This is a genomic window from Xanthobacter sp. ZOL 2024, from assembly GCF_052932325.1.
Window position 1 is genome coordinate 4,798,324 of sequence record NZ_CM128808.1, and the last position, 23,668, is coordinate 4,821,991.

At 62.0% G+C, this 23,668-nt stretch carries 27 protein-coding genes and 3 pseudogenes; 12 read left to right on the top strand and 18 right to left on the bottom strand.

Annotation, left to right across the window (positions count from 1 at the left end):
* Positions 1 to 32: 32 nt before the first annotated feature.
* The 3 genes from ACU4E7_RS21980 to ACU4E7_RS21990 all read right to left on the bottom strand — a co-directional run bounded on the left by ACU4E7_RS21980 (position 33) and on the right by ACU4E7_RS21990 (position 2,248).
* The gene (locus tag ACU4E7_RS21980; RefSeq protein WP_447020147.1) at positions 33 to 494 is read right to left on the bottom strand and encodes a hypothetical protein; all 462 of its coding nucleotides are present in this window, start codon (positions 492 to 494) and stop codon (positions 33 to 35) included.
* 57 nt (positions 495 to 551) lie between these two features.
* Complete coding sequence (locus ACU4E7_RS21985; RefSeq protein ID WP_447020148.1) at positions 552 to 1,121, bottom strand: flavodoxin family protein; 570 nt, start codon at positions 1,119 to 1,121, stop codon at positions 552 to 554.
* Positions 1,122 to 1,186: 65 nt separating this feature from the next.
* On the bottom strand, positions 1,187 to 2,248 hold the full coding sequence (locus tag ACU4E7_RS21990; RefSeq protein ID WP_447020149.1) for an LLM class flavin-dependent oxidoreductase: 1,062 nt from the start codon (positions 2,246 to 2,248) through the stop codon (positions 1,187 to 1,189).
* Between the two features lie 103 nt (positions 2,249 to 2,351).
* Here ACU4E7_RS21990 and ACU4E7_RS21995 point away from each other — a divergent pair, with 103 nt between their 5' ends.
* Positions 2,352 to 3,308 (top strand): LysR family transcriptional regulator, encoded by a 957-nt coding sequence (locus tag ACU4E7_RS21995; protein WP_447020150.1) that lies wholly within the window; start codon positions 2,352 to 2,354, stop codon positions 3,306 to 3,308.
* Positions 3,309 to 3,373: 65 nt separating this feature from the next.
* Here ACU4E7_RS21995 and ACU4E7_RS22000 read toward each other — a convergent pair whose 3' ends face one another.
* Positions 3,374 to 3,931, bottom strand: coding sequence for a TetR/AcrR family transcriptional regulator (locus ACU4E7_RS22000; RefSeq protein ID WP_447020151.1), 558 nt, complete (start codon positions 3,929 to 3,931; stop codon positions 3,374 to 3,376).
* 72 nt (positions 3,932 to 4,003) lie between these two features.
* On the opposite strand from ACU4E7_RS22000, the gene ACU4E7_RS22005 reads away from it, so the two are divergent.
* Positions 4,004 to 4,894, top strand: a complete 891-nt coding sequence (locus tag ACU4E7_RS22005; RefSeq protein ID WP_447020152.1) for an alpha/beta hydrolase family protein — start codon at positions 4,004 to 4,006, stop codon at positions 4,892 to 4,894.
* Between the two features lie 436 nt (positions 4,895 to 5,330).
* Here the strand turns inward: ACU4E7_RS22005 and ACU4E7_RS22010 are convergent, their stop codons facing one another.
* Positions 5,331 to 6,503, bottom strand: coding sequence for an isovaleryl-CoA dehydrogenase (locus ACU4E7_RS22010; RefSeq protein WP_238121403.1), 1,173 nt, complete (start codon positions 6,501 to 6,503; stop codon positions 5,331 to 5,333).
* A 203-nt stretch (positions 6,504 to 6,706) separates the two neighbouring features.
* Positions 6,707 to 7,501 (bottom strand): enoyl-CoA hydratase/isomerase family protein, encoded by a 795-nt coding sequence (locus ACU4E7_RS22015; protein ID WP_238120920.1) that lies wholly within the window; start codon positions 7,499 to 7,501, stop codon positions 6,707 to 6,709.
* Between the two features lie 101 nt (positions 7,502 to 7,602).
* On the opposite strand from ACU4E7_RS22015, the gene ACU4E7_RS22020 reads away from it, so the two are divergent.
* A complete protein-coding gene (locus ACU4E7_RS22020; protein ID WP_447020153.1) occupies positions 7,603 to 8,499 on the top strand; it encodes a LysR family transcriptional regulator in 897 nt (298 codons plus the stop codon).
* Positions 8,500 to 8,649: 150 nt separating this feature from the next.
* On the opposite strand, the pseudogene ACU4E7_RS22025 reads toward ACU4E7_RS22020, so the two are convergent.
* Positions 8,650 to 8,838, bottom strand: a pseudogene (locus ACU4E7_RS22025) (hypothetical protein); the annotation flags it as partial.
* A gap of 376 nt (positions 8,839 to 9,214) precedes the next feature.
* Here ACU4E7_RS22025 and ACU4E7_RS22030 point away from each other — a divergent pair.
* Positions 9,215 to 9,880: a hypothetical protein gene (locus ACU4E7_RS22030; RefSeq protein ID WP_447020154.1), complete on the top strand. Its 666-nt coding sequence runs from the start codon at positions 9,215 to 9,217 to the stop codon at positions 9,878 to 9,880.
* Between the two features lie 70 nt (positions 9,881 to 9,950).
* Here ACU4E7_RS22030 and ACU4E7_RS22035 read toward each other — a convergent pair whose 3' ends face one another.
* The 3 genes and pseudogenes from ACU4E7_RS22035 to ACU4E7_RS22045 form a co-directional block, all read right to left on the bottom strand.
* Positions 9,951 to 10,154, bottom strand: coding sequence for a hypothetical protein (locus tag ACU4E7_RS22035; protein WP_447020155.1), 204 nt, complete (start codon positions 10,152 to 10,154; stop codon positions 9,951 to 9,953).
* Positions 10,155 to 10,212: 58 nt separating this feature from the next.
* A pseudogene (locus ACU4E7_RS22040) lies at positions 10,213 to 10,356 on the bottom strand (DUF2274 domain-containing protein); the annotation flags it as partial.
* 472 nt (positions 10,357 to 10,828) lie between these two features.
* Complete coding sequence (locus tag ACU4E7_RS22045; RefSeq protein WP_447020156.1) at positions 10,829 to 11,629, bottom strand: N-formylglutamate amidohydrolase; 801 nt, start codon at positions 11,627 to 11,629, stop codon at positions 10,829 to 10,831.
* 108 nt (positions 11,630 to 11,737) lie between these two features.
* Between ACU4E7_RS22045 and ACU4E7_RS22050 the strand changes: the two genes are divergently transcribed.
* Together ACU4E7_RS22050 and rpsU are read left to right on the top strand one after the other, a co-directional pair.
* Positions 11,738 to 12,544: a transglutaminase-like domain-containing protein gene (locus ACU4E7_RS22050; RefSeq protein WP_447020157.1), complete on the top strand. Its 807-nt coding sequence runs from the start codon at positions 11,738 to 11,740 to the stop codon at positions 12,542 to 12,544.
* A gap of 131 nt (positions 12,545 to 12,675) precedes the next feature.
* The gene (rpsU, locus tag ACU4E7_RS22055) at positions 12,676 to 12,930 is read left to right on the top strand and encodes a 30S ribosomal protein S21 (RefSeq protein WP_447020158.1); all 255 of its coding nucleotides are present in this window, start codon (positions 12,676 to 12,678) and stop codon (positions 12,928 to 12,930) included.
* 54 nt (positions 12,931 to 12,984) lie between these two features.
* Here rpsU and ACU4E7_RS22060 read toward each other — a convergent pair whose 3' ends face one another.
* Positions 12,985 to 13,284, bottom strand: a complete 300-nt coding sequence (locus ACU4E7_RS22060) for a hypothetical protein (protein ID WP_447020159.1) — start codon at positions 13,282 to 13,284, stop codon at positions 12,985 to 12,987.
* A gap of 218 nt (positions 13,285 to 13,502) precedes the next feature.
* Here ACU4E7_RS22060 and ACU4E7_RS22065 point away from each other — a divergent pair, with 218 nt between their 5' ends.
* Positions 13,503 to 13,709, top strand: a complete 207-nt coding sequence (locus ACU4E7_RS22065) for a hypothetical protein (RefSeq protein ID WP_447020160.1) — start codon at positions 13,503 to 13,505, stop codon at positions 13,707 to 13,709.
* A 176-nt stretch (positions 13,710 to 13,885) separates the two neighbouring features.
* Positions 13,886 to 14,095 carry a cold-shock protein gene (locus tag ACU4E7_RS22070; RefSeq protein ID WP_234054161.1) on the top strand — a complete coding sequence of 70 codons (210 nt, stop codon included), beginning with the start codon at positions 13,886 to 13,888 and terminating at the stop codon, positions 14,093 to 14,095.
* Between the two features lie 381 nt (positions 14,096 to 14,476).
* On the opposite strand, the gene ACU4E7_RS22075 is transcribed toward ACU4E7_RS22070, so the two are convergent.
* The 3 genes from ACU4E7_RS22075 to ACU4E7_RS22085 all read right to left on the bottom strand — a co-directional run bounded on the left by ACU4E7_RS22075 (position 14,477) and on the right by ACU4E7_RS22085 (position 15,437).
* A complete protein-coding gene (locus ACU4E7_RS22075) occupies positions 14,477 to 14,758 on the bottom strand; it encodes a hypothetical protein (RefSeq protein ID WP_447020161.1) in 282 nt (93 codons plus the stop codon).
* Positions 14,736 to 14,864 carry a hypothetical protein gene (locus ACU4E7_RS22080; RefSeq protein ID WP_447020162.1) on the bottom strand — a complete coding sequence of 43 codons (129 nt, stop codon included), beginning with the start codon at positions 14,862 to 14,864 and terminating at the stop codon, positions 14,736 to 14,738. The genes ACU4E7_RS22075 and ACU4E7_RS22080 overlap by 23 nt, the downstream gene beginning before the upstream one ends.
* 210 nt (positions 14,865 to 15,074) lie before the next feature.
* A complete protein-coding gene (locus tag ACU4E7_RS22085; RefSeq protein ID WP_447020163.1) occupies positions 15,075 to 15,437 on the bottom strand; it encodes a VOC family protein in 363 nt (120 codons plus the stop codon).
* Between the two features lie 67 nt (positions 15,438 to 15,504).
* On the opposite strand from ACU4E7_RS22085, the gene ACU4E7_RS22090 reads away from it, so the two are divergent.
* The gene (locus tag ACU4E7_RS22090; protein ID WP_447020164.1) at positions 15,505 to 15,933 is read left to right on the top strand and encodes a MarR family winged helix-turn-helix transcriptional regulator; all 429 of its coding nucleotides are present in this window, start codon (positions 15,505 to 15,507) and stop codon (positions 15,931 to 15,933) included.
* A gap of 170 nt (positions 15,934 to 16,103) precedes the next feature.
* On the opposite strand, the gene ACU4E7_RS22095 is transcribed toward ACU4E7_RS22090, so the two are convergent.
* The gene (locus ACU4E7_RS22095) at positions 16,104 to 16,817 is read right to left on the bottom strand and encodes a DUF2161 domain-containing phosphodiesterase (RefSeq protein ID WP_447021689.1); all 714 of its coding nucleotides are present in this window, start codon (positions 16,815 to 16,817) and stop codon (positions 16,104 to 16,106) included.
* Between the two features lie 16 nt (positions 16,818 to 16,833).
* Positions 16,834 to 17,544: a spermidine synthase gene (locus ACU4E7_RS22100; RefSeq protein ID WP_447020165.1), complete on the bottom strand. Its 711-nt coding sequence runs from the start codon at positions 17,542 to 17,544 to the stop codon at positions 16,834 to 16,836.
* A 162-nt stretch (positions 17,545 to 17,706) separates the two neighbouring features.
* On the opposite strand from ACU4E7_RS22100, the pseudogene ACU4E7_RS22105 reads away from it, so the two are divergent.
* Positions 17,707 to 18,042, top strand: a pseudogene (locus ACU4E7_RS22105) (DDE-type integrase/transposase/recombinase); the annotation flags it as partial.
* A 271-nt stretch (positions 18,043 to 18,313) separates the two neighbouring features.
* On the top strand, positions 18,314 to 18,721 hold the full coding sequence (locus ACU4E7_RS22110) for a hypothetical protein (protein WP_447020166.1): 408 nt from the start codon (positions 18,314 to 18,316) through the stop codon (positions 18,719 to 18,721).
* A 267-nt stretch (positions 18,722 to 18,988) separates the two neighbouring features.
* On the opposite strand, the gene ACU4E7_RS22115 is transcribed toward ACU4E7_RS22110, so the two are convergent.
* Together ACU4E7_RS22115 and ACU4E7_RS22120 are read right to left on the bottom strand one after the other, a co-directional pair.
* Positions 18,989 to 19,627: a response regulator transcription factor gene (locus ACU4E7_RS22115; RefSeq protein WP_447020167.1), complete on the bottom strand. Its 639-nt coding sequence runs from the start codon at positions 19,625 to 19,627 to the stop codon at positions 18,989 to 18,991.
* Positions 19,624 to 21,462, bottom strand: a complete 1,839-nt coding sequence (locus ACU4E7_RS22120) for an ATP-binding protein (protein WP_447020168.1) — start codon at positions 21,460 to 21,462, stop codon at positions 19,624 to 19,626. The genes ACU4E7_RS22115 and ACU4E7_RS22120 overlap by 4 nt, the downstream gene beginning before the upstream one ends.
* Positions 21,463 to 21,987: 525 nt before the next feature.
* On the opposite strand from ACU4E7_RS22120, the gene ACU4E7_RS22125 reads away from it, so the two are divergent.
* On the top strand, positions 21,988 to 23,466 hold the full coding sequence (locus ACU4E7_RS22125) for a DUF1254 domain-containing protein (RefSeq protein ID WP_238123846.1): 1,479 nt from the start codon (positions 21,988 to 21,990) through the stop codon (positions 23,464 to 23,466).
* Positions 23,467 to 23,668 lie beyond the last annotated feature (202 nt).

Here is a 23,668-nt window from a genome sequence, read left to right on the forward strand (position 1 = left end):
TCCGGCGCGAGCCGCCAGCGCCGACGCGTATATCAGCGTCGGCTCCTTAATTTGTCGATCACTGTCTGCAACCCCCAAACGCGACCCGCGTCAACGGAAGCAAGATAAAGCATGATAAGTGCGTAGACGATGTGCTCATTCGTAATCGCCGGTGGTGGACTCCATGAAAATTGCACCACAGGAAGGAAATAGAGCATCATAAGGGTCGCCCCGACCGTCCCCGCCAAGCTCACGAAGATCCCTAGAATGAACGACAGGGCAAGCACGAGATGCACCAGCGGCACGATGGTATCGATGATATTCAGGAGGGGCGGCTGCATCATGAAATCGAAAACGAATTTCAGATTTTGGGCTCCCCCTAGAAGATTTGCAGCCGTCCATTCACCACTGAAAAGTTGACGCAGCCCCGCTCGGAGAAAGAGCCATCCGACAAGAAGCCGCATGGCGAGAAGAAGTGATTTCTGCAACACTGTCTGATGCATTTGAGCGGTCATCCCTTGATCGGCACATGAGAGATAGTTCGCGTTCTTAAGCACTCAGACGGCACGCTCTTAGCCCTTAACCTCTCGCGCCACCTCGGCCACGTTTGCGCCGAAGGCTTCAGCCGTCTTCAGATCTCCCGGGATCATTTCATCGACCGCCGCGTCCGACGGCGAAACCACCAGCAGGCCGCGATAGCCGCCGAGATTATTCAGGTCATCACGGGTCGACGCCTTGCTGTTTGATGGGTGCATGCCGCTGCCCGTCCAAAGCATCTTGTGCTGGGCTGCCAGCGTCGACAGGTACATCAGCGTTGATTCTTTGTCGCCGTTCAACGTTGCCGAATTGGTAAAGCCGGCGGCGATCTTGTTTTTCCACTCCATCCCATACCAAGGCTTACTGGACGCATCAGCGAATTTCTTGAATTGCCAAGACGGCCCGCCCATATAGGTCGGCGCCCCGAAGATGATGGCGTCAGCGGCCTTGAGCCCCTCCCAGGTCCCCTCTGGCACATTGCCCTCGGCATCGATCGCGATCAGCTCGACCTCAGCTCCCGTGCTCGCCGCGCCCTGCCGGACGTGCTCGGCAACGCGCCGAGTGTGACCGTAGCCAGAGTGGAAAACGATGGCGATTTTGATCATCGATGATGCTCCGTGTTTAAAAGTGGTTGTTTTCGATGGTTCAGCGTATGACGCAACGCCCTCCATCATGGGGCTGTCATAGGCAAGGGATCATCAGAGGTTGATGGCGTTCGAGTCGCCTTGCGCACAACCGGAGCAACCTGCGTCGCAAGACGCTCGATCACGGCGGCAACTTCGGTGTAGGGCAGCGCGCCGACGTCGATCTGCGCCAGGAAGCGATCGATGCCTAACAATTCATGCGCCAGCAGCAGCCGGTCAATGAGCTCCTGCGGCGACCCGACCATGAGCGCCAAGCCTGGCGCGGCCGCCTGATCAAACTGCGCGCGCGACATAAGAGGCATGCGCCCGCCCGATGCATGGTGCCAATAATGCGAGTAGTGGGCGTGGAAGGTGTCCCGTGCCGCCTGCGAAGTGGCCCCGATATGGGTGTGGCTGGCGAGCGCAACTCTTAGACCAACGGCATCTTCTGGCGCTGACCGACGGTAGAGATCGACAATGCCCTGCCGCGCGGCGATCGGGCCGCCGAGCGCGGCGAGGACCATCGGCGCGCCGAGAGCGGCGGTGCGTACGGCGCTCTGGGGACTTCCGCCGACGGCGATCCAGACAGGAATGTCCTTCTGTTGGGGGCGCGGCGCGACAGCGGCATCACGCAGTTCTAACCGGAATCTGCCGCGCCACGAGACGCGCTCCGAAGCTCCGAGCTTTCGCAAGAGCGCATAGTTTTCGACGAAGACTTCCTCATAATGATCGAGATCGTAGCCGAATAAGGGGAATGGCTCCACGAAGGCGCCGCGTCCCGCCATAATCTCGGCGCGGCCTTCCGACACGAGGTCGAGCGTCGCGAAATCTTCGAATACCCGCACGGGATCGGCGGCAGCAAGAACGGTCACGGCACTCGTCAAGCGAATGGATTTCGTCTGTGCGGCGATGGCTGACAGCACCACAGCCGGTGTCGACACCGCATAATCGAGCCGATGATGTTCTCCAATGCCGAACACATCCAGGCCCGCTTCGTCGGCAAGCCGCGCTGCTGCGATGATTTCGGCAACCCTTTGCGCACCGGACGGAGGCTGCTTCGTTACCGGGTGCGGCGTGAGGTCCCCAAAAGTGTAAAGTCCGATTTCCATTGCCGATCCTTGTTCGAGCCACAATGGCCCGTCCCGCCCCCTTTCTCAAAGATGGGAGATGGCGAACCTTGTGTTCGGCTATTTCGAACGATAGATCTGGCATATGATCTCGCCTCAACGCGCCACGAGCGTCGATCTGGTCACTCTCCGCGCCTTCCTCGCCGTGGTCGAGGCGGGCGGAATCTCGGCGGCCGCGCGCAGGAGCGGCGTCGCCAAGTCCGTTTTCAGCGAACGGGTAACCGCGCTGGAGAAGGCGCTCGGAGTGACGCTTTTCAATCGCGGCCAACGGCTTTCGTTGACGGAGCGTGGACGTGTATTGGCAGAGGGTGCACGGCCGCTGCTCGGGTCCCTTGATGATCTCTTCCAAGTCGTAACCATCAACCCCGAGGAGCTCGGCGGACGCATCAAGATCACCACTTCGGCGGGACTGGGCGTGCGCTATCTTGGTGCGATCATTACCGACTATTTGGCCGAGCATCCAAATGTCGAAGCTGAGATCACCTATGATGACCGCTTCGTCGATATCGCCGCAGAGAACTATGATGTGGCGCTGCGTATTGGTCAGATGCGTGATAGCGATCTTGTCGGGCGACGACTATGTGCGATCCGCCGCCTTATATGTGCCAGCCCCAGCTATATTGAGAACCACGGCCGGCCTCGAACAGTCGGAGAACTTGGACATCATCGAGGCATCGCATACAGTCTGTTGCAGAGCACGCAGGATTGGCGATTTCAGTCTGACAGTGGCAAGTTGGTCAATGCGAAACCTCCTCGCACCGTCCTGCTCGCAAACAACGGCGAGGCCGTGCGCGATGCCGTTTTGGCAGGAATAGGCATCGGCAACCTGCCGAGCTTCTTCGTCGCCGACGATATCGCGGCGGGTCGGATAATCGCGCTGAAGCTCGATTTTTCTATTGCACCCGTCGATCTTTGGGCACTGCACTCACGTCGACGCGAGCCGCGACCGATTGCCGAGACTCTTATCTCTTGGATTGCCTCTCGACTGCGCGACCCACCATTCTGGGAAGCAAATCTCGATACCAGCGGACCGGCGGTGTGAAGCTGACGCAAGTTTTCCCGGCGTTTCAGTTAGCGGTCAACGACAGTTTCGTGCGGTTGCGATGATCAGACCATCGCGCGCTCGGACAACCGGTCCGCCAGACGTTCGAGGGGGCCGCCATTCTGCTCGGCGAGAGCCAGCAGCCACGCGCCTTCAAGCTGGATGATGAGGGATTCAGCCGCGCTCTGGGGAGAGGGGTGTCCGAGGCGACCGGCGTGCTTGGCGACACAGACGGTCCAGCTCGATATGACCTGCCGAGCCGCGAGACGTAGTCGCTCGTCCTGTGTCCCGGCCTGTAGGATGCTGGCGACGGGGCAGGCCAGGACTTGCCCCTTCTGCTTCACCGTATCGGCAATTGCGCGCGGGATCGCCGCCGCGCCACTCGGGAAATCGGTGGCAGCCGCAAAGATCCGCTCCACCAAAGTCTCGACAGCCTGCCCAGCCCAGGCGGTCGCCGCCTCCGCCAATTCACGCTTGCCTCCGGGGAAATGGTAGTACAGCGACCCCTTCGGCAGCCCAGAGGCGGCAAGGATTTCGTTCAGTCCGACACCGTCATAGCCCTTCCGCCGGAAGAGGCCGGACGCGGTGCGCAAAAGGAGATCCCGATTGGAGTTTTCCGACATATCGAACCTCTATATTGTCTAGACCATATGGTCTATAACTCCATTGGACCATACGGTCTAATGGAGTAGGGCATGGAGCAGGCTCAGGGCGCGGAACAACGGCGCATGACCATCGAGGCGGAGGGTGCAGGGCTTGCGGCCTGTTACTTCCCCCCAACGGGACCGTTGCGGGCGAACATGGTGCTCCATGGTGCCACCGGCGTACCGCAACGCTATTACGCGGCCTTCGCGAGCTGGGCCGCGGAGCACGGGGTCGGCGTCCTCACCTATGACTACCGCGACTTCGGGGCCTCCCAGCAGCGGCCGATGCGGGAGAGCGATGCCACATTCGCGGATTGGGCGATCCGCGACCAGGGGGCGGCCGAGCGCGCGTTGGTGGATATCGCCCCGCAAGGGCCCTTGTGGGTGCTGGGTCATTCCCTTGGCGGACTGGCCTTCCCATTCCGCAGGCATGATATCCGGGTCGAGCGGATCACCACGGTCGGTGCGGGGTTCGGCCACGTCAGCGACCACCCCTGGAGCTACCGCCCTCTCGCCCTCGCCTTCTGGTACGCCCTGGGACCCATCGGGACGTCGCTCGCGGGCTATCTGCCAGGCAAGCGGCTACTCCTCGGGGAAGACCTTCCCGCCGGGGTCTATTGGCAATGGCGCAGGTGGTGCACGCGGCGGGACTTCTTTCACGGCGATATCGGCCTAAGCCTGCCTGAGCCGGACTTCCATATGAATGGTCCGGCCTTGCGGATGCTGACGATGGAGGACGACGTGGTCGTCCCGCCGGCTGCCGTCCGGCGCTATGCTGATGCATTCCCGCAAGGTCGCGTCGCCTATCGCGCGCTGACGCCTGCGGAATTCGGCCTGGCCTGTCTGCGGCACATCGAGATCTTCTCCAAGCGCTCGGCCGCCGCCTGGCCGGCAATTTTGGAACTCCCCTGGGCACCGGAGGACGAGACGCTAAGCGGCTGATCTATTCGGCCAACGATACTGGCGGAGTGACGGTGCACCTCCAACTCTACCGGGGCGACGCAGAACGCACCGCCTCGGCAGAAGCGGGACACGGCTGAAGCAGTCGCATCTGCGGATCGAACGCATCCAGCGAGGGCACGACCAACCGGGGCCGTTGGTCCAAGTTGCGGAGGCAGCCCCAATAGTCGCGGAGAATGCTGCGTCGATCCTCGTCTCCGATGTAGGGGACGTGCCATGCGTTGTCGGGAGCCAACATGACCATCCCCGCATACGGGGCTGGGCCGAACGGGAACAGCACGGTCACGTAGGATGAGCCTATTGCCACCGCAAGAAGGTAAGCCGCCTTTTTGCCGAAGGCTGAAGCAGCCGCTCGGTCCGGCACGGTTCCCGTGCCCGATCGCAAAGTGCTGCCTCATGACGCCCTGCCCGCCCGTGTTCACGATGCTTTCTTGAACAGTTCTCGGCCGATCAACATCCGCCTGATCTGGCTCGTTCCAGCACCGATCTCGTAGAGCTTGGCGTCGCGCAGCAGGCGGCCAGTGGGATAGTCGTTGATGTAGCCATTGCCCCCCAGGAGCTGAATGGCGTCGAGCGCGAGCTGCGTCGCCTTCTCGGCCGCGATCAAGATCGCACCGGCGGCATCCTCGCGAGTGGTCTCTCCGCGGTCGCAGGCCTTGGCGACAGCGTAGACATAGGCCTTGCAGGAATTCATCGTGACATACATGTCGGCGATCTTGCCTTGGACGAGTTGGAACTCGCCGATCGGCTGACCGAACTGCTTGCGCTCGTGAATATAAGGCAGCACGATGTCCATCGCAGCTTGCATGATGCCGAGCGGACCGGCCGAGAGCACGACACGCTCATAGTCGAGCCCGCTCATCAGCACCTTGACGCCACGCCCGACCGAACCAAGCACATTCTCCTCCGGCACCTCGCACTCCTCAAAGACGAGTTCGCAGGTGTCGGAGCCGCGCATGCCCAGCTTATCGAGCTTCTGGTGGGTCGAGAAGCCCTTCATGCCCTTCTCGATCAGGAAGGCGGTGATGCCGTGCTGGCCTGCGTGGGGATCGGTCTTGGCGTAAACCACCAGCGTCTCAGCGACAGGGCCATTGGTGATCCACATCTTGTTACCGGTGAGGACATAACGGTCGCCCTTTTTCAGCGCCGCTGTCCTCATCGAGACGACATCAGAGCCGGAGCCTGGCTCCGACATGGCGAGCGCGCCGACATGCTCGCCCGAGATCAGCCTCGGCAAGTATCTCCGCTTCTGCTCTTCCGTGCCGTTGCGGCGGATCTGATTGATGCAGAGGTTAGAATGGGCTCCGTAGGAGAGCCCGACAGAGGCCGAAGCGCGCGAAACCTCCTCGACTGCAACGCAATGCTCGAGATAGCCGAGGCCGGCGCCGCCATACTCCTCTTCTACGGTAATTCCGTGCAGGCCGAGTGCGCCCATTTCCGGCCACAGGTCCCGAGGAAACTGGTTCGTCCTGTCGATCTCCTCGGCGCGGGGGGCAATCTTCTCCTGCGCGAAGGCATGGACGGTGTCGCGGATCGCATCGGCGGTCTCACCGAGGTCGAAATTGAACTCTTTCAGCGAGTTCTGAAGCATCGCATCCTCCACTGCGGCCGGCGGCCCAATATTGATTTTAAAAGCGATCACACGCTCGTTAGATCCTGTACCCTTGGCTTTCTTCACCACAACGAGCTAAGGCCGGCCTCGGTTGAAAACACGCGCGCTTGTGCGAAAGTGAAGCTCGTGCGTCGGTTTCTCCGACAGGCCCGTGGGCTCCCCCAACACCGCAGATATCGCGCCTAATGGAACTTTGGTTTGCGCTTTCCCAAGAACGCCTGAATGCCTTCTTGCCCGCCAGCAGAATCTGCGGAAATCGCAATCATGTTCGATTCAAGTTCCATTTGTGCCTCGGGTGAGTTCCCATAGCTCGAGAGAAGCAATTTGCGCGTCCCACTCAAAGCGAAGGTATTGAAGTGAGCGAGTTCCTGCGCCACTTCCGTCGCCGCCGTAGAAAGCGCTCCGTCTTCGACGGTTCGGGATACAAGCCCGATATCAACCGCTTCGTTGGCCGTGATGCGCTTGTTGGATATCAGCATGTCCTGTGCCCTGCGAAGTCCGACCAGCCTCGGAAGGATCCACGTAGATCCTCCATCGGGGGTAACTCCAATCGTCCTATATGCAGTCGTGAAGTGGGACGATTGCGCGGCGATCACGACGTCACCGAGGAGCGCTAAGCCGAGCCCCCCGCCTGCTACAGGTCCATTGATCGCTGTGACCAAGGGCTTTTCCATCTTAAGCAGCATCGAGAGCGCGGCGTGCAGATAGGTGGTTAACTCCCTCAAATAGATCCGCAGATCCGGGCCCGACCCGGGAAATTCGCCAAGATCGCCACCCACGCAAAAGTATTTGCCCTGGCCCGTGACCAGCACACAGCGAACGGCAGGATCCGCCTCCGCCGCCGTCACCGCTTGCATCAGTTCGTGAGCCATGGAGCGGGTGATGGCGTTGCCGGCTGACGGGCGATTGAGAGTGACGCGCATGACCGGACCTTCGCGTTCAACGAGAATGGCTGGCCCGTCTTTCGAAGCGTTCATGTCAGCGTCCTAGTCAGATAAAGGAGGAATGGATCGACACTAGCCAAGCCGCCTTTCCATGAGAAATTGAAAGATCAACGCCCTTATGATAGACAGCGCCTATGATTGATCAGTATCAGCTGCGCTACTTCCTCGCGGTCGCGGAACTGGGGAATTTCACCCGTGCCGCCAACCGCGTTGGGGTAACCCAACCCACTTTGTCGGCCGGGATCGCAAAGCTGGAGGAGAAGCTTGGCAATCGGCTTTTCGAGCGCAATAAGCGATCCGTGACGCTGACACCCTCCGGCAGCCGCTTCTTGATCAGGGCACGGCGCATCGCGGCCGAATTCGATTTGGCCGTGCAAGAGTTGAAGGGCACTTCCGAACCACGGGTGCTACGATTGGGCATTCTCTCAACAGTCCCAACCGCAATTGTCGAAAGACTCGTCCTGCTTCACGCACGGCGGCAAAGCACTGAAACATTAGAGATATTCGACGGCAGCGAGCGTGATCTTATTGACCGACTGGATCGTGGGCGTCTCGATGTCGCTTTGACGGTGCTACGTCCGCATCATGCACGCTTTCGCTGCGCGCCCTTGGTCACTGAGCGTTACTTGTTGGTGTTGCCACTCGATCATCGCTTGGCAGAAGCCGATTGCATTCATGCCGAGCAACTCGCCGGTGATCGCATGGTGGTCCGGCGGCATTGTGAGGCGATGGCGGAAATCAGCCGCTTCTTCACTCAGAAGGGGGTGCGCCCGCATTTCGCCCTGAAGACGGACAGCGACGAACGCATGCTGTCGCTGGTTCGCTCAGGAATGGGGGTCGGCATGATGCCTGAGAGCTTTCAAAGCGAAGCCGTGCGATTTGTCCGCCTATTCGATTTCGACCTACAGCGCGAGATCGGCCTGCTGTACGGCTTACAGACTGAAGAAAACGGCCTTGGAGAAAGCCTACGCCAAATCTACCATGGTGACGCCTTTGGCCTTCAATCCCGGCACCTAGAATCTAAGCGCTGAATGCAAACAAGATTTTATTCACACATAGTTTTATTTGTTGCATTTAAATTGCCATATTTAAATATGGAAACAATAAATTATAAACTGACATATGATTGCAGAACAGTTTTTTGTGCAGTTTAATATACATCCTTGACCTTCCGATCAGCTTCAATTCTGCTTCAATAGATCGCAGCGAGCAGCTACCCCCATGTGCGGCCTGAGATGGCCGATTGCAACTTCGGCCTGCGATCCTATCTCCCAGGCCTGGAGATAGACACGTTCGTATTTCAGTGAGCGCCACAGGCGCTCGATAAAGACGTTGTCGATGCACCATCCCTTGCTGTCCATTGAGGCCCGGGTGCCGATCGGACTGGCCAACGAAGATTGCGGTGCCAAATAGAAGGCCGAGATCGGCCTCTCACGGGCGTCCTCAAGCTCCACGGTAGACAGGGCGCTTCCCGGGCCAACCAGCCTCTTCACCCTCCCCGGCTCAACCGCCACCCCATGATGGGCGAGTATGGCCGCGCTCCCCGGCTCGAGCCCAGCACCATTAGGATCGTGTCCACGGAACCGGCAGCAGCTCATGTCGGCCAATTATGGCTATCTGGACACGCACAATGATGACTTCGTCGATGGTCGCACGGCCGGCGTCACCCTGAAGGCTCAGTGGTGAGCGCCATGGATATCGGTGCGATCGAAACCGGCGTTTCGCCCCTCGCTTTGCCACAGGTCGATGAGGTGCGGATGGCGAGCCTCCGCAGGCGCTCCCGGACCCGGGCTCGGGCTCATCGGAGCGCTTTATCTCACCCAGGGCATTCCCATTGGCTTCCTGTTCGAGGCGCTGCCGGTGCTGCTGCGGCAACGGGACGTGCCGCTGGAGGCCATCGCCTTCCTGCCATTGGCCGCCCTGCCCTGGATCTTCAAGTTCCTTTGGGCACCGCTGGTGGACAACCGCTTCTCCCATCGCCTCGGCCGCCGGCGCAGCTGGATCCTGCCCATGCAAACGGTGCTGGTTGCCGCGCTCGCCGTGTGCGCCTTCCTGCCGCCCACCGCGCAGAATGTGGGCCTGCTGCTCGCCTCATTCCTGGTCGGCTCGGTGGCGGCGGCGACCCAGGACACCGCCAGCGACGGCCTTGCCGCCGAAAGCCTTACCGGAGCCCGGCTCGCCACCGCCAATGCACTGCAGGCCGGTGGCATGATGGCAGGCTTCATGCTCGGTGGCGCCGGCGCGCTCAGCCGCACCTGCCAGATGATGACATGGAGCGTCTCGCTCCCCCGGCCCAAAAGGTGGTCGCCGATCTCGGCCATCGACAGGCCGGCGGGGCCAGTGAGAAGGTCAAGAAGCAGGCCCGCAAGAAGCAGCGCGGCAAGCCCGCCGAGGGCGGCGATGCGCCGATAGCGGATCGCATCGTGCGCCGCGAGAATGCGGGCCCGCGCCTGCGGCGCAACGCCTTTGGTATCCAAAAGGCTCATGGGCGCGGTGCCTCGATCGCAAACGTGCCGTCGAGGGGAAAGGCCAGGAAGCGGGTGTTCAGCTCGGCCAGGGTTTGTGCCGGGTCGATATCCGCCATCTGCTCCGGATGAAGCATCTTCGCGATTTCTTCGATCCCTAAGAAGAACAATGGATTATCGAAGAAGAACAGCCAGACGCCACCCGCCTTGCCATCGCGCACGGCCTTGTCCGCTTGCGCGCCTGCGGCACCCCACACCGGGATCGGGCGGATTGCTGGGTCAGCCCGCGTTACGGCGGGCCTTGGCGAAGCCGCGATCGGTGGCGATGAAGCGTTCGAGCATCGGCACGATCAGCTTGGCCGGCTCGATGGCCGCGCCGCCCTCGGCGAGCAGGCGGCCATACTCGGTAAGATCGCGATGGAGCGGGTCGCACACCGAGCGTGTTCTTCCATCTCAATCCCGACGGCAAGGACTGCGGTGTCACCTCCGGCCCTGGCAACATGAGCGACTTCATCGCTGCGGCGGGCGGCCACAATATCGGCGCCGACAAGGTGCCGGGCGCGATCGGCAAGCTGAGCTTGGAATACGTGCTGGCGCGCAACCCAGATTTCTATCTGGCCGGGGGCGGCTCCTCGGTTACGCTCACCGGCCTTCGCATCGGCCCCGAGGTTTCGCGGGAGGTGGCACAGGAGACTTTCGCGCACATACTGAACGCGCCGGGGGTGGTGTCGCTCATCTGTCGCGCCGGGCGGCGGGATCGGCACCCGCACTTTCGAAGGTCAGACATAGTTGCTAAAGCAAGAAGTGCGCCGCGTGGCGCGATTTTCTCGCATCTACGACGCTGCTTCGCACGGGTGAAGCATGCCCCGCATCGTCGGTTCTCGACGCTATGCCTTTATGAGGCGGGCATAGTCAGCGCCAGGGCCGCGCATCGCGGAAGGCTAGCCCGCAGCAAAGCGGCAAGGCGTGCCCCCCAGACAACCTGATCCTGCGGTCGGGTGATCAGGTCCTGGCGGACTTCAACGCCGACATGGAGAATACCGCGGCGCTCGCCATGGACGGGAATCGTCCAATCCGTCGCGTCCCCGACATCGTAGGGTTCGTTGTCGCCGATCGTCAGGTCGGGTTCTTGCCGGAGCACGTCGAGCAACGCATTCGCGAACCGGTTGTCGCGATGATAGAGGACACCGACATCCCACGGGCGCACAAAGCCGGCGAAGACCGGCGTGAAACTGTGCATGGCGATGAGGATCACAGGCCTGCCCTCCGCCCGCCGGCGATCGAGCTCCACCGCAATATGTGCGTGATAGGGCTGGAATATCTCTGCCTCCCGCACTTGCCGCGTCGCTGTGTCGAGGCCCTGGTTGCCGAGCACACGGGTGCCGTCGCTGACATCGGGGATGGATTGGGGCGTGCCGGGCGGCCGGTTGCAGTCGATGGCGAGGCGGGAATAATTCTGTTGTATAAGCGTGGCATCGAGTAGGTCTGACAGGGACCGGCAGACTCCGGCGATGCCGATATCCCACGCGATGTGGCGCTCCCGGTCCGTAGCATCAAGGCCAAGGCCACCCAACACGCGGGGAAAGGCATTGCCCGCATGATCCGCAACGATGAGGAACGCGGATCGACCATCGGCATTGAAGATTGAGACCGGCGGCATCTCGTCCGCCGCCAGCAAAGAGAACTTTCCGTCCACCTTTTGAGACCCTCGCGGCTCCGGCCACGCCCATTGCGCGGCTCGAAGCAGCGCACCCACCATAGCTGAAGGCGCGGGCGATGCCCGCTCATTCCTTCGAGGTTTCACATGCTCATCCACGCCGGCTACGAAATCTCCTACACCTACCCTCAATCCACGCCCATGATCCTCACCCTGAGCGTGCATCCATCACGGATCAACGACCTCGTCAGTCTCGATCGCGCCTTGTTCGATCCGCCGATCGCGGCGAACACCTATCACGACAGCTTCGGCAATTTCTGCCATGTCGTTGAGGCACCGGCCGGCCGTCTCACCATGCATGCAGACTTCATCATCCGCGACAGCGGCCGGCCCGACGACGTGGCCCCGAATGCGCCTCAACACGCGCTCGGCGACCTGCCGGTGGATGTGCTGCTGTTTCTCCTGGGCAGCCGCTATTGCGAGACGGACCGGCTCTCCGGCATCGCTTGGTCCATGTTCGGCCACATGCCCAAGGGTTGGCCCCTGGTGCAGGCGATCTGCGACTTTGTCCATGGCCATATCGCCTTCGACTACGCGCATGCGAGCCCGCTGAAGACGGCGTTCGATGCCTATACGCTCAGGCAGGGCGTGTGCCGCGACTTCGCCCATCTCTCCATCACCCTGTGCCGCTGCATGAACATCCCGGCGCGTTACTGCACCGGCTATCTCGGCGACATCGGCGTGCCACAAGATCCAGCACCCATGGACTTCAGCGCCTGGTTCGAGGTCTATCTCGGCGGGCGCTGGTATACGTTCGATGCCCGGCACAATCGGCCACGCATCGGCCGCATCCTCATGGCGCGGGGACGCGACGCCACCGACGTCGCCATCGTGACGACTTTTGGGCCCTCGACGCTTGAGAGCTTCAAGGTGGTGACGACTGAAACGGCGTGAAGGGGGCCGGCGGGCGTCGCGTTGTGGGCTCATCCCCTCTATGATGCCTCCAGCCGGCCCGCGGTCGGCTATCCTAGCGAGCGGCCATACAATGGCCGGGGACTCGGGACGACTTTCAGATCGGATATCTTTTGCAGGTTCTCGTCAGGGACAACAATATCGAGCAGGCGATCAAAGTCCTCAAGAAGCGCATGCAGCGCGAGGGCGTCTTCCGCGAGATGAAGCAGCGCAAAGCCTATGAGAAGCCGTCGGAGCGGCGTGTGCGAGAGCACGCGGAGGCTGTCCGCCGCCACCGCAAGGCGGCCCGCAAGAGGGCGCAGTGGGAAGGGACGATTGCAGCCCCCAAACGCCGGGAGAGAAAGCCGGCGACTTCGACAGGCCGCTGAAGCAAGATAGTGGGCTGGCGCAGGCGATGCGCCGGCTCGACGGCCGTCAGCGCCTCAATAAAACGGGCGGGTCAGCGTCGCGCGCGCCAGGGGCTTGCCGTCTGCGTCCATGGCCTCGACGGTCCACGTATACATCCCGCCCACGCACGGGGATTGAAATACGACGGCGCCGCGCGGAACGGTTCCGCGGGCGGGAAGGTGCACGTCGGAGCCCCCCAGTTCGCGGCCGCTCGGGCTGGTCAGCGCGAAGCGCAACTGCGCGGTTCCAACCGGCGCGTTCTCCACCTGGAACTCGGGGCTGCTTGGCCTTGGCGTGCACAGCACTGACCCGATCCATGTGAAGTCCAGCGTCATGTCCGGGGAATACGCAAGGGCAGAGGAAGCTCCCCCGCAGAGAAGGCAAGCCAGCACGCTTATGATTTTCATCATGGTTCCTCGAGCTTCCGGACAGAAGCCGCGAACAGACTAACACAACCAAAGCTGTTTGCTCGTCACCAGAGGCTGCCAGGAAAAATATGGATCCTCCCCCTGAATTGAGCCCATGTGGATAGTGAAACGTGCTAGAAAAAACGATGAGCGCAAAATTCAAGAGTGGTGGCTGGGTCGAGTTCGTCACGGGGTTCCGTTCGCCGTCCGGGCGATTTCGGATCGTCAGCGAGCTGCCGTCCGACCGGGGTGAACCCAGCTATCGGATCAAGGGGGAGAGCGAGGCTTTCGAGCGGGTGGCCCGGGAATCCGAGCTGCGCCGTCTCGCAGCAAAGATCGGTTCTCTCGACTAAAAAAATTCCGGCCTTTCCATGAACACAATTACGCTTTATATCGATTTTGTCTGATCTTGACGGCTGATTTTCTTGTGCGCTCAGCGCACATGACGATAATTTCCTTCAATATCTAGCTCTATTTCCTGCCTGATCTGTCAGGCGGATACCCTTTGCACGATTGAAAGGAAATCGTCATGAATATCGGTACCGTGAAATGGTTCAACGCCACCAAGGGCTTCGGCTTCATTCAGCCTGACGATGGCGGATCGGATGTGTTCGTGCACATCTCCGCCGTCGAGCGCGCCGGAATGCAGTCTCTCGCCGAAGGGCAGAAGCTCCAGTTCGAGATCGTTCGGGATAATAAGTCCGGAAAGAGTTCGGCCGGCAATCTCCAGGCCGCGTGACTCTCCTCTGCCGTCGGCCACGGATGTACTGGCGACGGCGTGGAGTTCTCCCTGAAGGGGAGTGCTTGAGAAGGCTCCGCCTCGACACGGCGGAGCTTTTTATTTTTAATATGATTATTTTATATTTATGCACGATGTGCCCAGTCACTCTATATTTATGCTATCGTGTTGTATGACACCAATCACAACACATCAAAATCATCTCTCCAGCGCCGACAGTCGTCGCCAGTTGGAGGAATCCATTGGGCGCGCCATGGAACGCTACAGAAGCGACTTCGAGGCTGTCCGAGAGAAGAGCGCAAAGCTTCGGGCAAGGCGGGAAGCCTTCGAGGCGGAGAACGCCTCGAAGTGTGTTGCAGTCCGAAAACCAGCCCGCAAAACCTAACGCCGGCTGATCTGAAGATCGGCGATCGCTGTCATTTTTCGTCCCCTATCCCAGAACGCGACCGGCTCCGTTGAGAGTGCCTTGGCCCAGCTCGCATGCCGGACACGAATGGCCTCGGCCGAAACGCTGTCATTGAGGTCCGGCGCCCGGGCATTGAACGAAAGGCTCTTGAGATTGAGCTCACGGCAGCTGTCGGCGCCATAGATGTAGAAGGACTTCAGCGTCAGAGCCTGGACCGCCGCGAAGAAGGCGATATCAGACTGTTCGTCGAGCCGCATGGCGCAGACCGAGGGTGCGATGGGTGGTCAGCTCCGTGAGCAGCCGGTCGGAGATCGGCGCGAGGCCGCCCTCCTCCTCGGGCTCAGCGAGAGCATCAGAGATCACCCCCTCCTGGCGAGGTGCGGAGGCCGTATGGGTTTCACCATCGGTCTCGATGCAGGGTTATGTGTTCGCGTGGCGAATAATAAATCACGCTGTCTCCAGTCGACAGCTTCCGGACCCGCGCTTCCCGGTCGTGACAGAACTGGCAAAACCCGCCCGTCTCGGCAGCTTTGACATGCTCGCGGCTCGCGACATCGGTCCAGTAGCGCGCCGTCATGCGGTATGAACCGTGATTGTGTAGCCAAACGGATCGCGGAACGCAAAATATCGCCCGAACGGGCCGTCTTTCGGTGGGAAGGCGATGGCTATTCCTGCCGCCTTCAACTCCTCATGCAGCGCATCGGCGTCGTCGCAGCCGAACCACAGGGCCACGCCCCAGCCCAATCTTCCTTGTGCCGCGTCCAGATCCACGAGCGGCTTTCTGACCGCGAAGGGAGCGGGCTTGCTGTCGAAGACGATCGCTTCTGGGTTCTCCTGCAGCACCGGCAGGCCCAGCCTGTCGCCATAGAAGGCTCTGGCTGCTTGAAGGTCTTCGGTCTGGATGCCGATGAAGTCGGGGCCGGTCAGTCGGGGCATGGTTGTCTCCTTGACATGGACTGATAAAATCAGGCGCCTGATATAATGTAAGGTTCCTGATATTGCAATGACCAAGGATATGACCCCGCTGCTGGGATACCGGCTGAAGCTGGCGCAGCATGCCCTGCACCGCCGCATGGAGGAGGCGCTGAAACCGCTCGGTCTCAATCCTGCCCAATATGCGGTGCTGGCCGAGCTGAATGCGAGGCCAGACCAGACCAATGCCGACCTTGCCGAACGGGCATTCATCACCCCGCAATCGATGCAGGGCGTTCTGGCGAAACTGGAAGACTCAAGGCTGGTGGAGCGGCGGCAGGATGTTCGTCACGGTCGTCGGCAGCTCGCACGCTTGACGCCTGAAGGGCATATGAAGGCCGAGGCCGCGAATGCCGAAGTGATGCGGGTCGAGGAGGTGCTGGAGGCCGCGGTCCATCCGGATGCCATTCAAGACGCCGTTGATCTGATGGAGCGGCTTCACAGCGCCATGTGCAGATAGCACCGGGAGCTGAACCAGATGATGCCTTCCCGCATCGAATATTGTCCGTCATCCGATCAATGGTATGACGCGACAGAGGGAACGTCCGTGACGTTGCCCCGAACTTTGACGTGGTCCATGGCGATCTTTCGAGGTCGCCGAGTTCGCGATGCCCACCGGGGTCGGCTGGTTCAACCATCGCCGGCAATGTTGGAGCCCGTCGGCACCATCGCGCCGGCGGAAGCCGAGGAACCGGGAATCGCCTGCCAGCGGATCAGTGCCTCGCGCCCCGCGGGCGTCAGGCTGTAGATGCCGCGATCCACACGGGTGAACCAGCCGTAGACATTGTCCAGCAGGATTTTTCCGGCGTCGGGCGCGAACGCACGAAGATCGCATGGGCGGCTGGGGGCCTCCACCATGGCCAGAGCACAGGCGAGCGCCTGCTGCCGATATGCGGTCATGATGGGGGTCCGAGACCCGCCCCCCATCGCCGGATCGCCCAGCCGGCGCCGGTGCTCATCCACGAGCCGCGACCTGCGGCGCGGATCCTTGCGCGGCATGGGAGCGGTGGGGCTGACGATGATCGTGACGTCGCCCGCTTGCGAGACCCCGAGCATCCCGAAGCCCAGGCGCCGACACAGGTTGCGGAAACGCGCGTCGCTTTCCCGTCCGTTTCCGCGTGCGGATGTGCGCGCTGCGAGCCAAACCTCGTCGCAGGCGGTGGCGCGGTCGACGGCCTGGAGGACGAGTTCCAGATTGAAGCTGAGCTTCAATTCCCCGATGACCACGATCGGTGTTCCGTCTCCTGCGAGCGCAACCAGGTCGCAGCCGCCGACCTCACCTTTGACGGCAAAGCCGAGGCCTTCCAGAAACGCTTTCACGGGCGGGTAAAGGGATGTCTCCAGGATATGCTCTCCGTCGTCAGGCCGGCCTGTGCCGGGCGGGGCTGGAAGAGCGAGCCTCCAGATTGGTGGCGATCCAGATGATGTGGCGCGCGCCCCCGCGCCCTCCATTGGCCCGGACGCGCGCCTCCTCGACGCCAAACCCCGCCTTGCGCAGCCGCTGGGTGAAATCCCGGTCTGGTCTCGATGACCAGACGGCCAGCACGCCGCCGGGCCTCAGCGCCGCCTTGGCCGCGCCGAGGCCGGCAACATCGTAAAGTCGGTCGTTGCCCTCGCGTGTCAGCCCTTCGGGGCCGTTGTCGACATCAAGCAGGATCGCGTCGAACGTCGACCGGCCAGAGCGGATCGGGCCGCCCACGTCCTCCTCGCGGATGCTGACGCGCGGGTCGGTCAGGCAACCTGCGAAGATCTCCGCCATGGGGCCGCGTGCCCACGCGACCACCGCCGGCACCAGTTCCGCCACGACGACACGGGCATCGGGCCCGAGTTCGGCGAGCGCCGCGCGAAGGGTAAAACCCATGCCCAGCCCCCCGATGAGCACATGTGGCTTGGGGCGGCCCCGAAGCCTGACGCAGACCATGGTGGCGAGCGCTTCTTCGGACCCGCTCAGGCGACTGTTCATCAGCTCGATGGAGCCTGCCATGATCGAGAATTCCGCACCGCGCTGCATCAGGCGGAGCTGGCCGCCATCGGGCACTTTCGCGGTGTCGAGCTGCGACCAGGGGATCACGGGTCACTCTTCGGTTGAGGTTTGCCTTTTACGAGCGCCGTATATAGGCCAAACGTCCGTCCCCCCGCCACCGTCCAGTAGACGACCACGTGCCGCCGCTTGATGAGCAGGCAGGTGTCCCAGGTTGAGGGTCAAGGCGCGTCGGCGGCGCGCGTGTGCGATGAAGATCGCACACGCAACGGGCGGAAGCTCCGCATGCTGAACGTGATCGACGAGTTCACCAGGGAGTGCCTGGCCATCCGCATCGACCGCAAGCTCAACTCGACCACTGTCATCGATGTCCTGACGGACCTCTTCGTGCTGAAGGGCGTGCCCGGCCATATCCGTTCCAACAATGGCCCGGAGCTCATCGCCAAGGCAGTGCGGGACTGGATCGCGGCAGTCGGAGCTCAAACCGCCTTCATCGAGCCGGGCTCGCCGTAGGAGAACGGCTCTTGCGAGAACTTCAACTCCAAGCTCCGCGACGAACTGCTCGACATCGACCACTTTCTGACAATATATAAAATTCTCAGCGATCAATACATTTCGGATTTGAGCCGATTTGACTTTGTATCGGGGGTCACCCCTTCCTCACAGCGTCCGCTCATTCAGCCGTTCATGAAAACGCTATCCTCGGCACATCACTACAACTGATGATGATGAACCGCATGCCGACCGTTAAATGGCCGCGGCCGCCGACGATCTGAAGGGCCGATCGCATCATCTGGGAATTGCGGTTCTCAGTGAAGCGCGGCCTTCGACGCGGCAAGTGCCCGCCAGGAGCTGTACCGTGACCACGAGCTTCGCGCCCATCTCGCCTGCAGCGGATCCTCTCGTATCGGCCGTCAGGAGCCGCCATGCTTTGGTCGCGGCCTATCTGGGCTGGACCCTGAATGCATTCGATTTCTTCCTGATGGTGTTCGTGCTGCGGGAGGTCGCGGAAGCCTTCTCAGTGTCCGTGGACAACGTCGCCTTCGCCATCACGCTGACTTTGTTCTTCCGCCCGCTAGGAGCCGTTCTTTTCGGGCGGCTTGCAGACCGCTTCGGGCGCAGGCCCGTGAACATCGCGAGATCGCGCACGCGAGTGCCGATCTGCAGCCGGGTGCGCAGCGCCCAAATGTGCTTGGGCTTCAGCGGCGGCTTTGCACCGACGATTCGGCCGGCATTCCACGGTTCGCGCTGGGACAGGGTTTCTTGATTGATGTGCACGGCGCCCTCCTTGCGAGGAGCAGCCCCATTGTAAGCTAACGCCATGATCGGGAATCGGGAACAGATTGAAGCCCGTCCCCAGCGCCAAAAGCGGAACTTGGAGCGAAGCCAAAGAGCGGACGCTCCCTGCGGTGGGCAACGTCAATGCCAGCCTAGCAGCGCGCCGGTGTCGTCATCGACAATCGCAATGCGTTCCGATTCTGCGTCATCCTGAAACGTTAGGCGCGCCGCGGGCGAATGAGAATCGGCGTGGGGTCTACGGCTTGAGGCGCGGATGAGCCGTATTGGGGTCGCTTTCGACCATGGCGCGGACCAGTTCGGCCAGCGTCGGTGAGCCCATCTTCTGCATCATCCGCGCGCGGTGAACTTTGATGGTCTTGACCGCCGTGCCGAGCTCGGCCGCGATCTGCTTGTTCTGCCAGCCACGCACGACGAAATCGAGCACCTGGCGTTCCCGGGGCGTGAGCGTGTCGAGGCAGCTCCTGAGATCGGCATTGGCTGAACGAACAGCGCGACGGGCGCTGTCGATCGCCAAAGCCTCTTCGATGGCTGCGAGCAGGGTCGCGGCATCGACGGGCTTGGCCAGGAAATCGACCGCGCCGGCCTTTATTGCGCGAACGCTCGCCGGAATGTCGCCGGTTCCCGTGAGAAAGATGACGGGCAGAGCCGTTCCTTGGGCGCTGAGCGCGTCCTGGATGCCGAAGCCATCCATGCCCGGCAAATCGAGATCAAGCAGGATGCAGCCCGACCCGCCCGGCTCGTAACCCGAGAGAAAGGCCTCCGCGCTCTCGTAAAGGACACGGCCATAGCCCACCGCCGCCAGCAGCCGAGAGAGAGCCTTGCGGATCGCCGGATCGTCATCGACGACGTGAATGGTCGGTGGCTGGGTGGTCATGGCGCTCCTTGCGGCTCGGGCAGGACAAGGACAATGCGGGCCCCGCTCTGTGCACCGAGGGCGAAGTCGAGCGTGCCGCCATGCGCCCGCGCGATCGAGCGCCCGATCGACAGCCCTAGCCCTAGCCCCTCTGGCCGAGAGGTGACGAAGGGTCTGAAAGCCTCGGCCGCCGCCTCGGCCGAGACGCCGGGACCGTTGTCGGACACCGTCAGAGCGCGCCTGCCGTCGCCGAGAATATGGGTCTCACAAAGGATGCGGCGCTGCGCCGGCGGCAGGTCCTTCATGGCCTCGGCGGCATTCATCAGAAGGTTGAGCACCACCTGCTGGAGCTGCGTCATGTTGCCGAGGACGGGGATGCCCCTTGGGCCGCGCCGGAACTCGACAGTGGTGGACCGCGCGATGAGCTCGCTGCTCAGAAGCCGAAGAGTGGCTGAGACCGCCTCGTTGAGGTCGATCGGCGAGAAGCTGACCTTGCCTTCCTTCATCATCCGCCGGAGCTGGACAATGATTTCGGCGGCGCGGCGGTCGTCCGTGGCGATGTCCGACAGGATCTCGGAGATCTCGGCCAGATTCGGGGGCTCGGCCTGCAGCAGGCGCGTGCCCGCCTCGACGTTCGACAGGATGGCCGTCAGCGGTTGGTTCAGCTCATGGGCTATGGCGCCGGAGAGCTGGCCGAGCTGCGAGCTGCGCGCCGCACGTGCGAGCGCAAGCTGTCCTGCCTCCAGTTCCTGAGCCGCGTGCTTGCGCCGCCGCATCTCAACGATGAGCGCGCCGATCGTGACCGACTGCAGCAGCAGCACCATGGCGGCGAGCGCGATCTCGCGTCGGTATCGCTGCCATGCGGGCGGCTCGTAAAAAAGGCGCGTGGTCCCGGGCGGGACGCGATCCTCGTCGATGCCGAAGCGGGCGAGCTGGGGCCAGTTCACCATATTGGCGGCCGGCGCATCGACGATCGGCAACCTGCTGTCGCTCCCATTCTTGGTCGAGGAAAGGGCCTCGGAAGCCAGGATCCTGCCGACGTCCCGATAGCTCGTCACTTGCCCGGCCGTGATCCCCGCCTGCAGATAGGTGCTGTAGAACCCATAGGTTGGCGCGCCGGAGGTCGCCGCGATGGCCTTTGCTGCGTCGCGGGGGATGATGGTCTGACCGCTGGAATCCTGAAGGATGGTCAGAAGGAGCAGGATGGTGTCGCGGCCGTATCCGCGCGCCGCTGCAACGAACCCAGCCAACGGCAGGCCCGAGACATACGACACGGGAAGGCCCGCAAACGTCGTGCCGAGCGCCTTTTGTGCCCGCTGCTCCATGTTGCGATCGAACCCGGCCGAGCCCGACATCACGACGACCTGGCGCGCCGCGGGCTGGAGCTCCATCGCGAATTCGACCGCCCTGGCGATGTCGTAGTTCTGCAGAATGCCGCCAACATCGGGCGGCAGATCCGCTTCATCGATTCCCTCACCGGCGATCGCGTTGAACAGGATCGGGGCGCCCGGCGCCAGTTCCGCCCGCCGTTCCAGCGCAAAGGAAAGGGCGCCCCGTCCGATCGCCAGAACGGCGTCGAAGGTCATGCCCGCGAAATTGTCCTTGAGCAGACGCAGGAAATGCTGCGACGTCGGGTTGCCGGGAAACCGCGCGGTGTCGAGATAGACGCTGTAGATTTCGCGTTCGGTCGGCAAGGCCTCCGACAGCTTCTCTTCGATTCCCTGGGCGATCTCGATGTTCGCGATGAGCGAAGTGTCATATTCGTAGATGACAAGAAAGCGGCGCGGGGAGGTATCTGCATGGAGAACCTGCGCGGCATCCGCAAGCAACGCCATCAGGACTGCGCCGATGAGCAAGCACCGGCTTTTAGCTCCCCATCGTCGTCCCACTGTAGGCCCCAGGTCCCATTACGCCGCAACGTGGGAACTTGTAGCATTCGTCAGGCGAGGGGCAAGGCAACGCTTGGTCTCCCGCTCTCAAGGGGCGCGCGATCGAGAGTGACCGAACAGAGTTGAGATTCCGAATGTTCTTCCATGTCCCCTCGGACGAGGCGCCATCCACCGCCGAGGGGGGGCGTGCGCACCCGGCGCACCCTCTAAGCCTTCGCGGAATGCAGGTCCGCGGCGCCTCTCCGTGGCGCCTCCGCGTGGGCCGAGCCCCTGAGAAACGCCAACGATCGCCGGGGTGGCAAAGCGCGGTTCTGCATGCCCCCCAACCATTGGCCGACCTGGGGCGCCAACACTGCTTCAGCGATCCACCCCGCGCGAAGGCTGCAAGCTACTAAAAAGGCAAAGACCTTTGCAGAACGCGAGCGATGATTTATGCGGCAAGGAAGAAAGCAGATGCTTATAAGAAAGTTGTTTTCAGTGACGCCCTGCGCCATGGCGTTGGCGACATTCTCTTTGGCGCTGTCCCCCATTGCGATCGGCCAGAGCGGCCACGCCAGAGCGGATGAGACGGCGCAATATTCGCTCGAGCAGGCTGCGGCTATTTCCAAATGGGGGCACGCGCTCGCCCTCGAGGCGGCGACCTTCGCCGCCCCCATCGTCGCCATGTACAACTTGCGCCAGACCGTTGCGACCGGAGCCAACCCCAAGGCCAAACCCGGCACGCTGTGGCGGATGCCGAACATCAGCACGCCCCAGCTGGCCGAAGAGTCGGGCTATGTGACGCCCAACGTCAACGTCATCTACGGCTTCGGCTTCATGGATGTGTCCCAGGAGCCGGTCATCCTCACCGCGCCGGATTCCCATGGCCGCTACTACATGATCGAGATTGTCGACATGTGGAACAACGCCTTCGCCTATGCCGCGGGCAAGAACGCCGGCTACAAGGGCGGAAAATTCGCCATCGTCGGTCCTGGCTGGAAAGGAACCCTGCCGGATGGCGTGAAGCGCATCGACAGCCCCACGGCCTGGGTCGAGCTCCAGCCCCGTGTGCATGTGAAGGATCAGGCCGACCTGCCCGGCGCGCAAGCGGTTCTGTCCGCGATCACCGTGCAAAGCCTATCGGAATATGAGGGCAAGGGGGCTCCGGCGCCGAAGGCCTACGATTACTTGACCCCGAAACTCGATCCGAACGTCGCCAGCAGCCGGCTGACCTTTGAGGATCCGCTCCAGTTCTGGACGATCTTCGTCGACGCGATGAACGAGAACCCGCCGCCGAAGACGATGATCGAGGCGAAGCTCCCGAGCTACAAGTATCTGGGTATCGAGCTGGGCAAGGCGTGGGACCCCGCCAAGGTCGACCCGCTCTTTCTCGCAGAAATGAAGAAGGTGGTGCCGGAGATCGGCCCCATGATGGCCGAGATGGTCTATGTGATCGGGCCCCACGCCAATGGCTGGATGGCCACGCCGTATAATCTCGCCGCCGCCACCACCCCGCCGCATGCGGATTACCTCACTGCCGCCATCAGCGCCGTCGTCGGGCTCACGGCCAATACGGCCGAGGAGGCGTTCTACCTGTGGGGTCAGTATGACTACAAGATGCAGGGGCTGACCGGTGAGAAGAAGTACACCCTGACGCTGCCGGCCAACTTTCCCTATTTCCAAGTCGTTCCGCCAGGCTTCTGGTCCGTCACCATGTACGACCTGAAGTCGAACTACACGGTTCCCAATCCGATCAATCGCTATACGCTTGGTAGCGACAACGACCTGAAGAAGAACGCGGACGGTTCGATCACCATCTATCTTCAGACGGAGAGCCCGGGCAAGGACAAGGAGTCCAACTGGCTGCCCACGCCAGCCGGGCCGTTCTACATGGCGATGCGCAACTACGCGCCCACGGAAGCGGCATTCGGCGTGCTCAAGGATCCCGCCAAGGCGGCGGAGTTCATGCCGAAGGTCGTGCCCGTCCAATAATTGCGGGCAACGGCACTGAACGAAGCGGTCGGCGGCGCCATCACAGGCGGCGCCGACTGGCGTCCGCTTAGGCTATGGCAGCGGCTCTGCCACTGTCGACCAACGCACCGCCCCCGCCATGTTCCTCGACCACTCGGCGCCGGATCCGCATCTCCCTCTCCACAAGCAGACCTTGCATAGGTCCGCGATGGGTCATCTTTTG

Coding starts and splice junctions, on each gene's coding strand:
- ACU4E7_RS22005 (WP_447020152.1), top strand. CDS start 4,004: ATGGAGCAGGCTCAGGGCGCGGAACAACGGCGCATGACCATCGAGGCG.
- ACU4E7_RS22000 (WP_447020151.1), bottom strand. CDS start 3,931: ATGTCGGAAAACTCCAATCGGGATCTCCTTTTGCGCACCGCGTCCGGC.
- ACU4E7_RS22070 (WP_234054161.1), top strand. CDS start 13,886: ATGAATATCGGTACCGTGAAATGGTTCAACGCCACCAAGGGCTTCGGC.
- ACU4E7_RS22010 (WP_238121403.1), bottom strand. CDS start 6,503: ATGCTTCAGAACTCGCTGAAAGAGTTCAATTTCGACCTCGGTGAGACC.
- ACU4E7_RS22030 (WP_447020154.1), top strand. CDS start 9,215: ATGAGGTGCGGATGGCGAGCCTCCGCAGGCGCTCCCGGACCCGGGCTC.
- ACU4E7_RS21995 (WP_447020150.1), top strand. CDS start 2,352: ATGATCTCGCCTCAACGCGCCACGAGCGTCGATCTGGTCACTCTCCGC.
- ACU4E7_RS22050 (WP_447020157.1), top strand. CDS start 11,738: ATGCTCATCCACGCCGGCTACGAAATCTCCTACACCTACCCTCAATCC.
- ACU4E7_RS22085 (WP_447020163.1), bottom strand. CDS start 15,437: ATGCCCCGACTGACCGGCCCCGACTTCATCGGCATCCAGACCGAAGAC.
- ACU4E7_RS21980 (WP_447020147.1), bottom strand. CDS start 494: ATGACCGCTCAAATGCATCAGACAGTGTTGCAGAAATCACTTCTTCTC.
- ACU4E7_RS22090 (WP_447020164.1), top strand. CDS start 15,505: ATGACCAAGGATATGACCCCGCTGCTGGGATACCGGCTGAAGCTGGCG.
- ACU4E7_RS22115 (WP_447020167.1), bottom strand. CDS start 19,627: ATGACCACCCAGCCACCGACCATTCACGTCGTCGATGACGATCCGGCG.
- ACU4E7_RS22020 (WP_447020153.1), top strand. CDS start 7,603: ATGATTGATCAGTATCAGCTGCGCTACTTCCTCGCGGTCGCGGAACTG.
- ACU4E7_RS22015 (WP_238120920.1), bottom strand. CDS start 7,501: ATGAACGCTTCGAAAGACGGGCCAGCCATTCTCGTTGAACGCGAAGGT.
- ACU4E7_RS22065 (WP_447020160.1), top strand. CDS start 13,503: ATGAGCGCAAAATTCAAGAGTGGTGGCTGGGTCGAGTTCGTCACGGGG.
- ACU4E7_RS22125 (WP_238123846.1), top strand. CDS start 21,988: ATGGCGTTGGCGACATTCTCTTTGGCGCTGTCCCCCATTGCGATCGGC.
- ACU4E7_RS22060 (WP_447020159.1), bottom strand. CDS start 13,284: ATGACGCTGGACTTCACATGGATCGGGTCAGTGCTGTGCACGCCAAGG.
- ACU4E7_RS21990 (WP_447020149.1), bottom strand. CDS start 2,248: ATGGAAATCGGACTTTACACTTTTGGGGACCTCACGCCGCACCCGGTA.
- ACU4E7_RS22075 (WP_447020161.1), bottom strand. CDS start 14,758: ATGCGGCTCGACGAACAGTCTGATATCGCCTTCTTCGCGGCGGTCCAG.
- ACU4E7_RS21985 (WP_447020148.1), bottom strand. CDS start 1,121: ATGATCAAAATCGCCATCGTTTTCCACTCTGGCTACGGTCACACTCGG.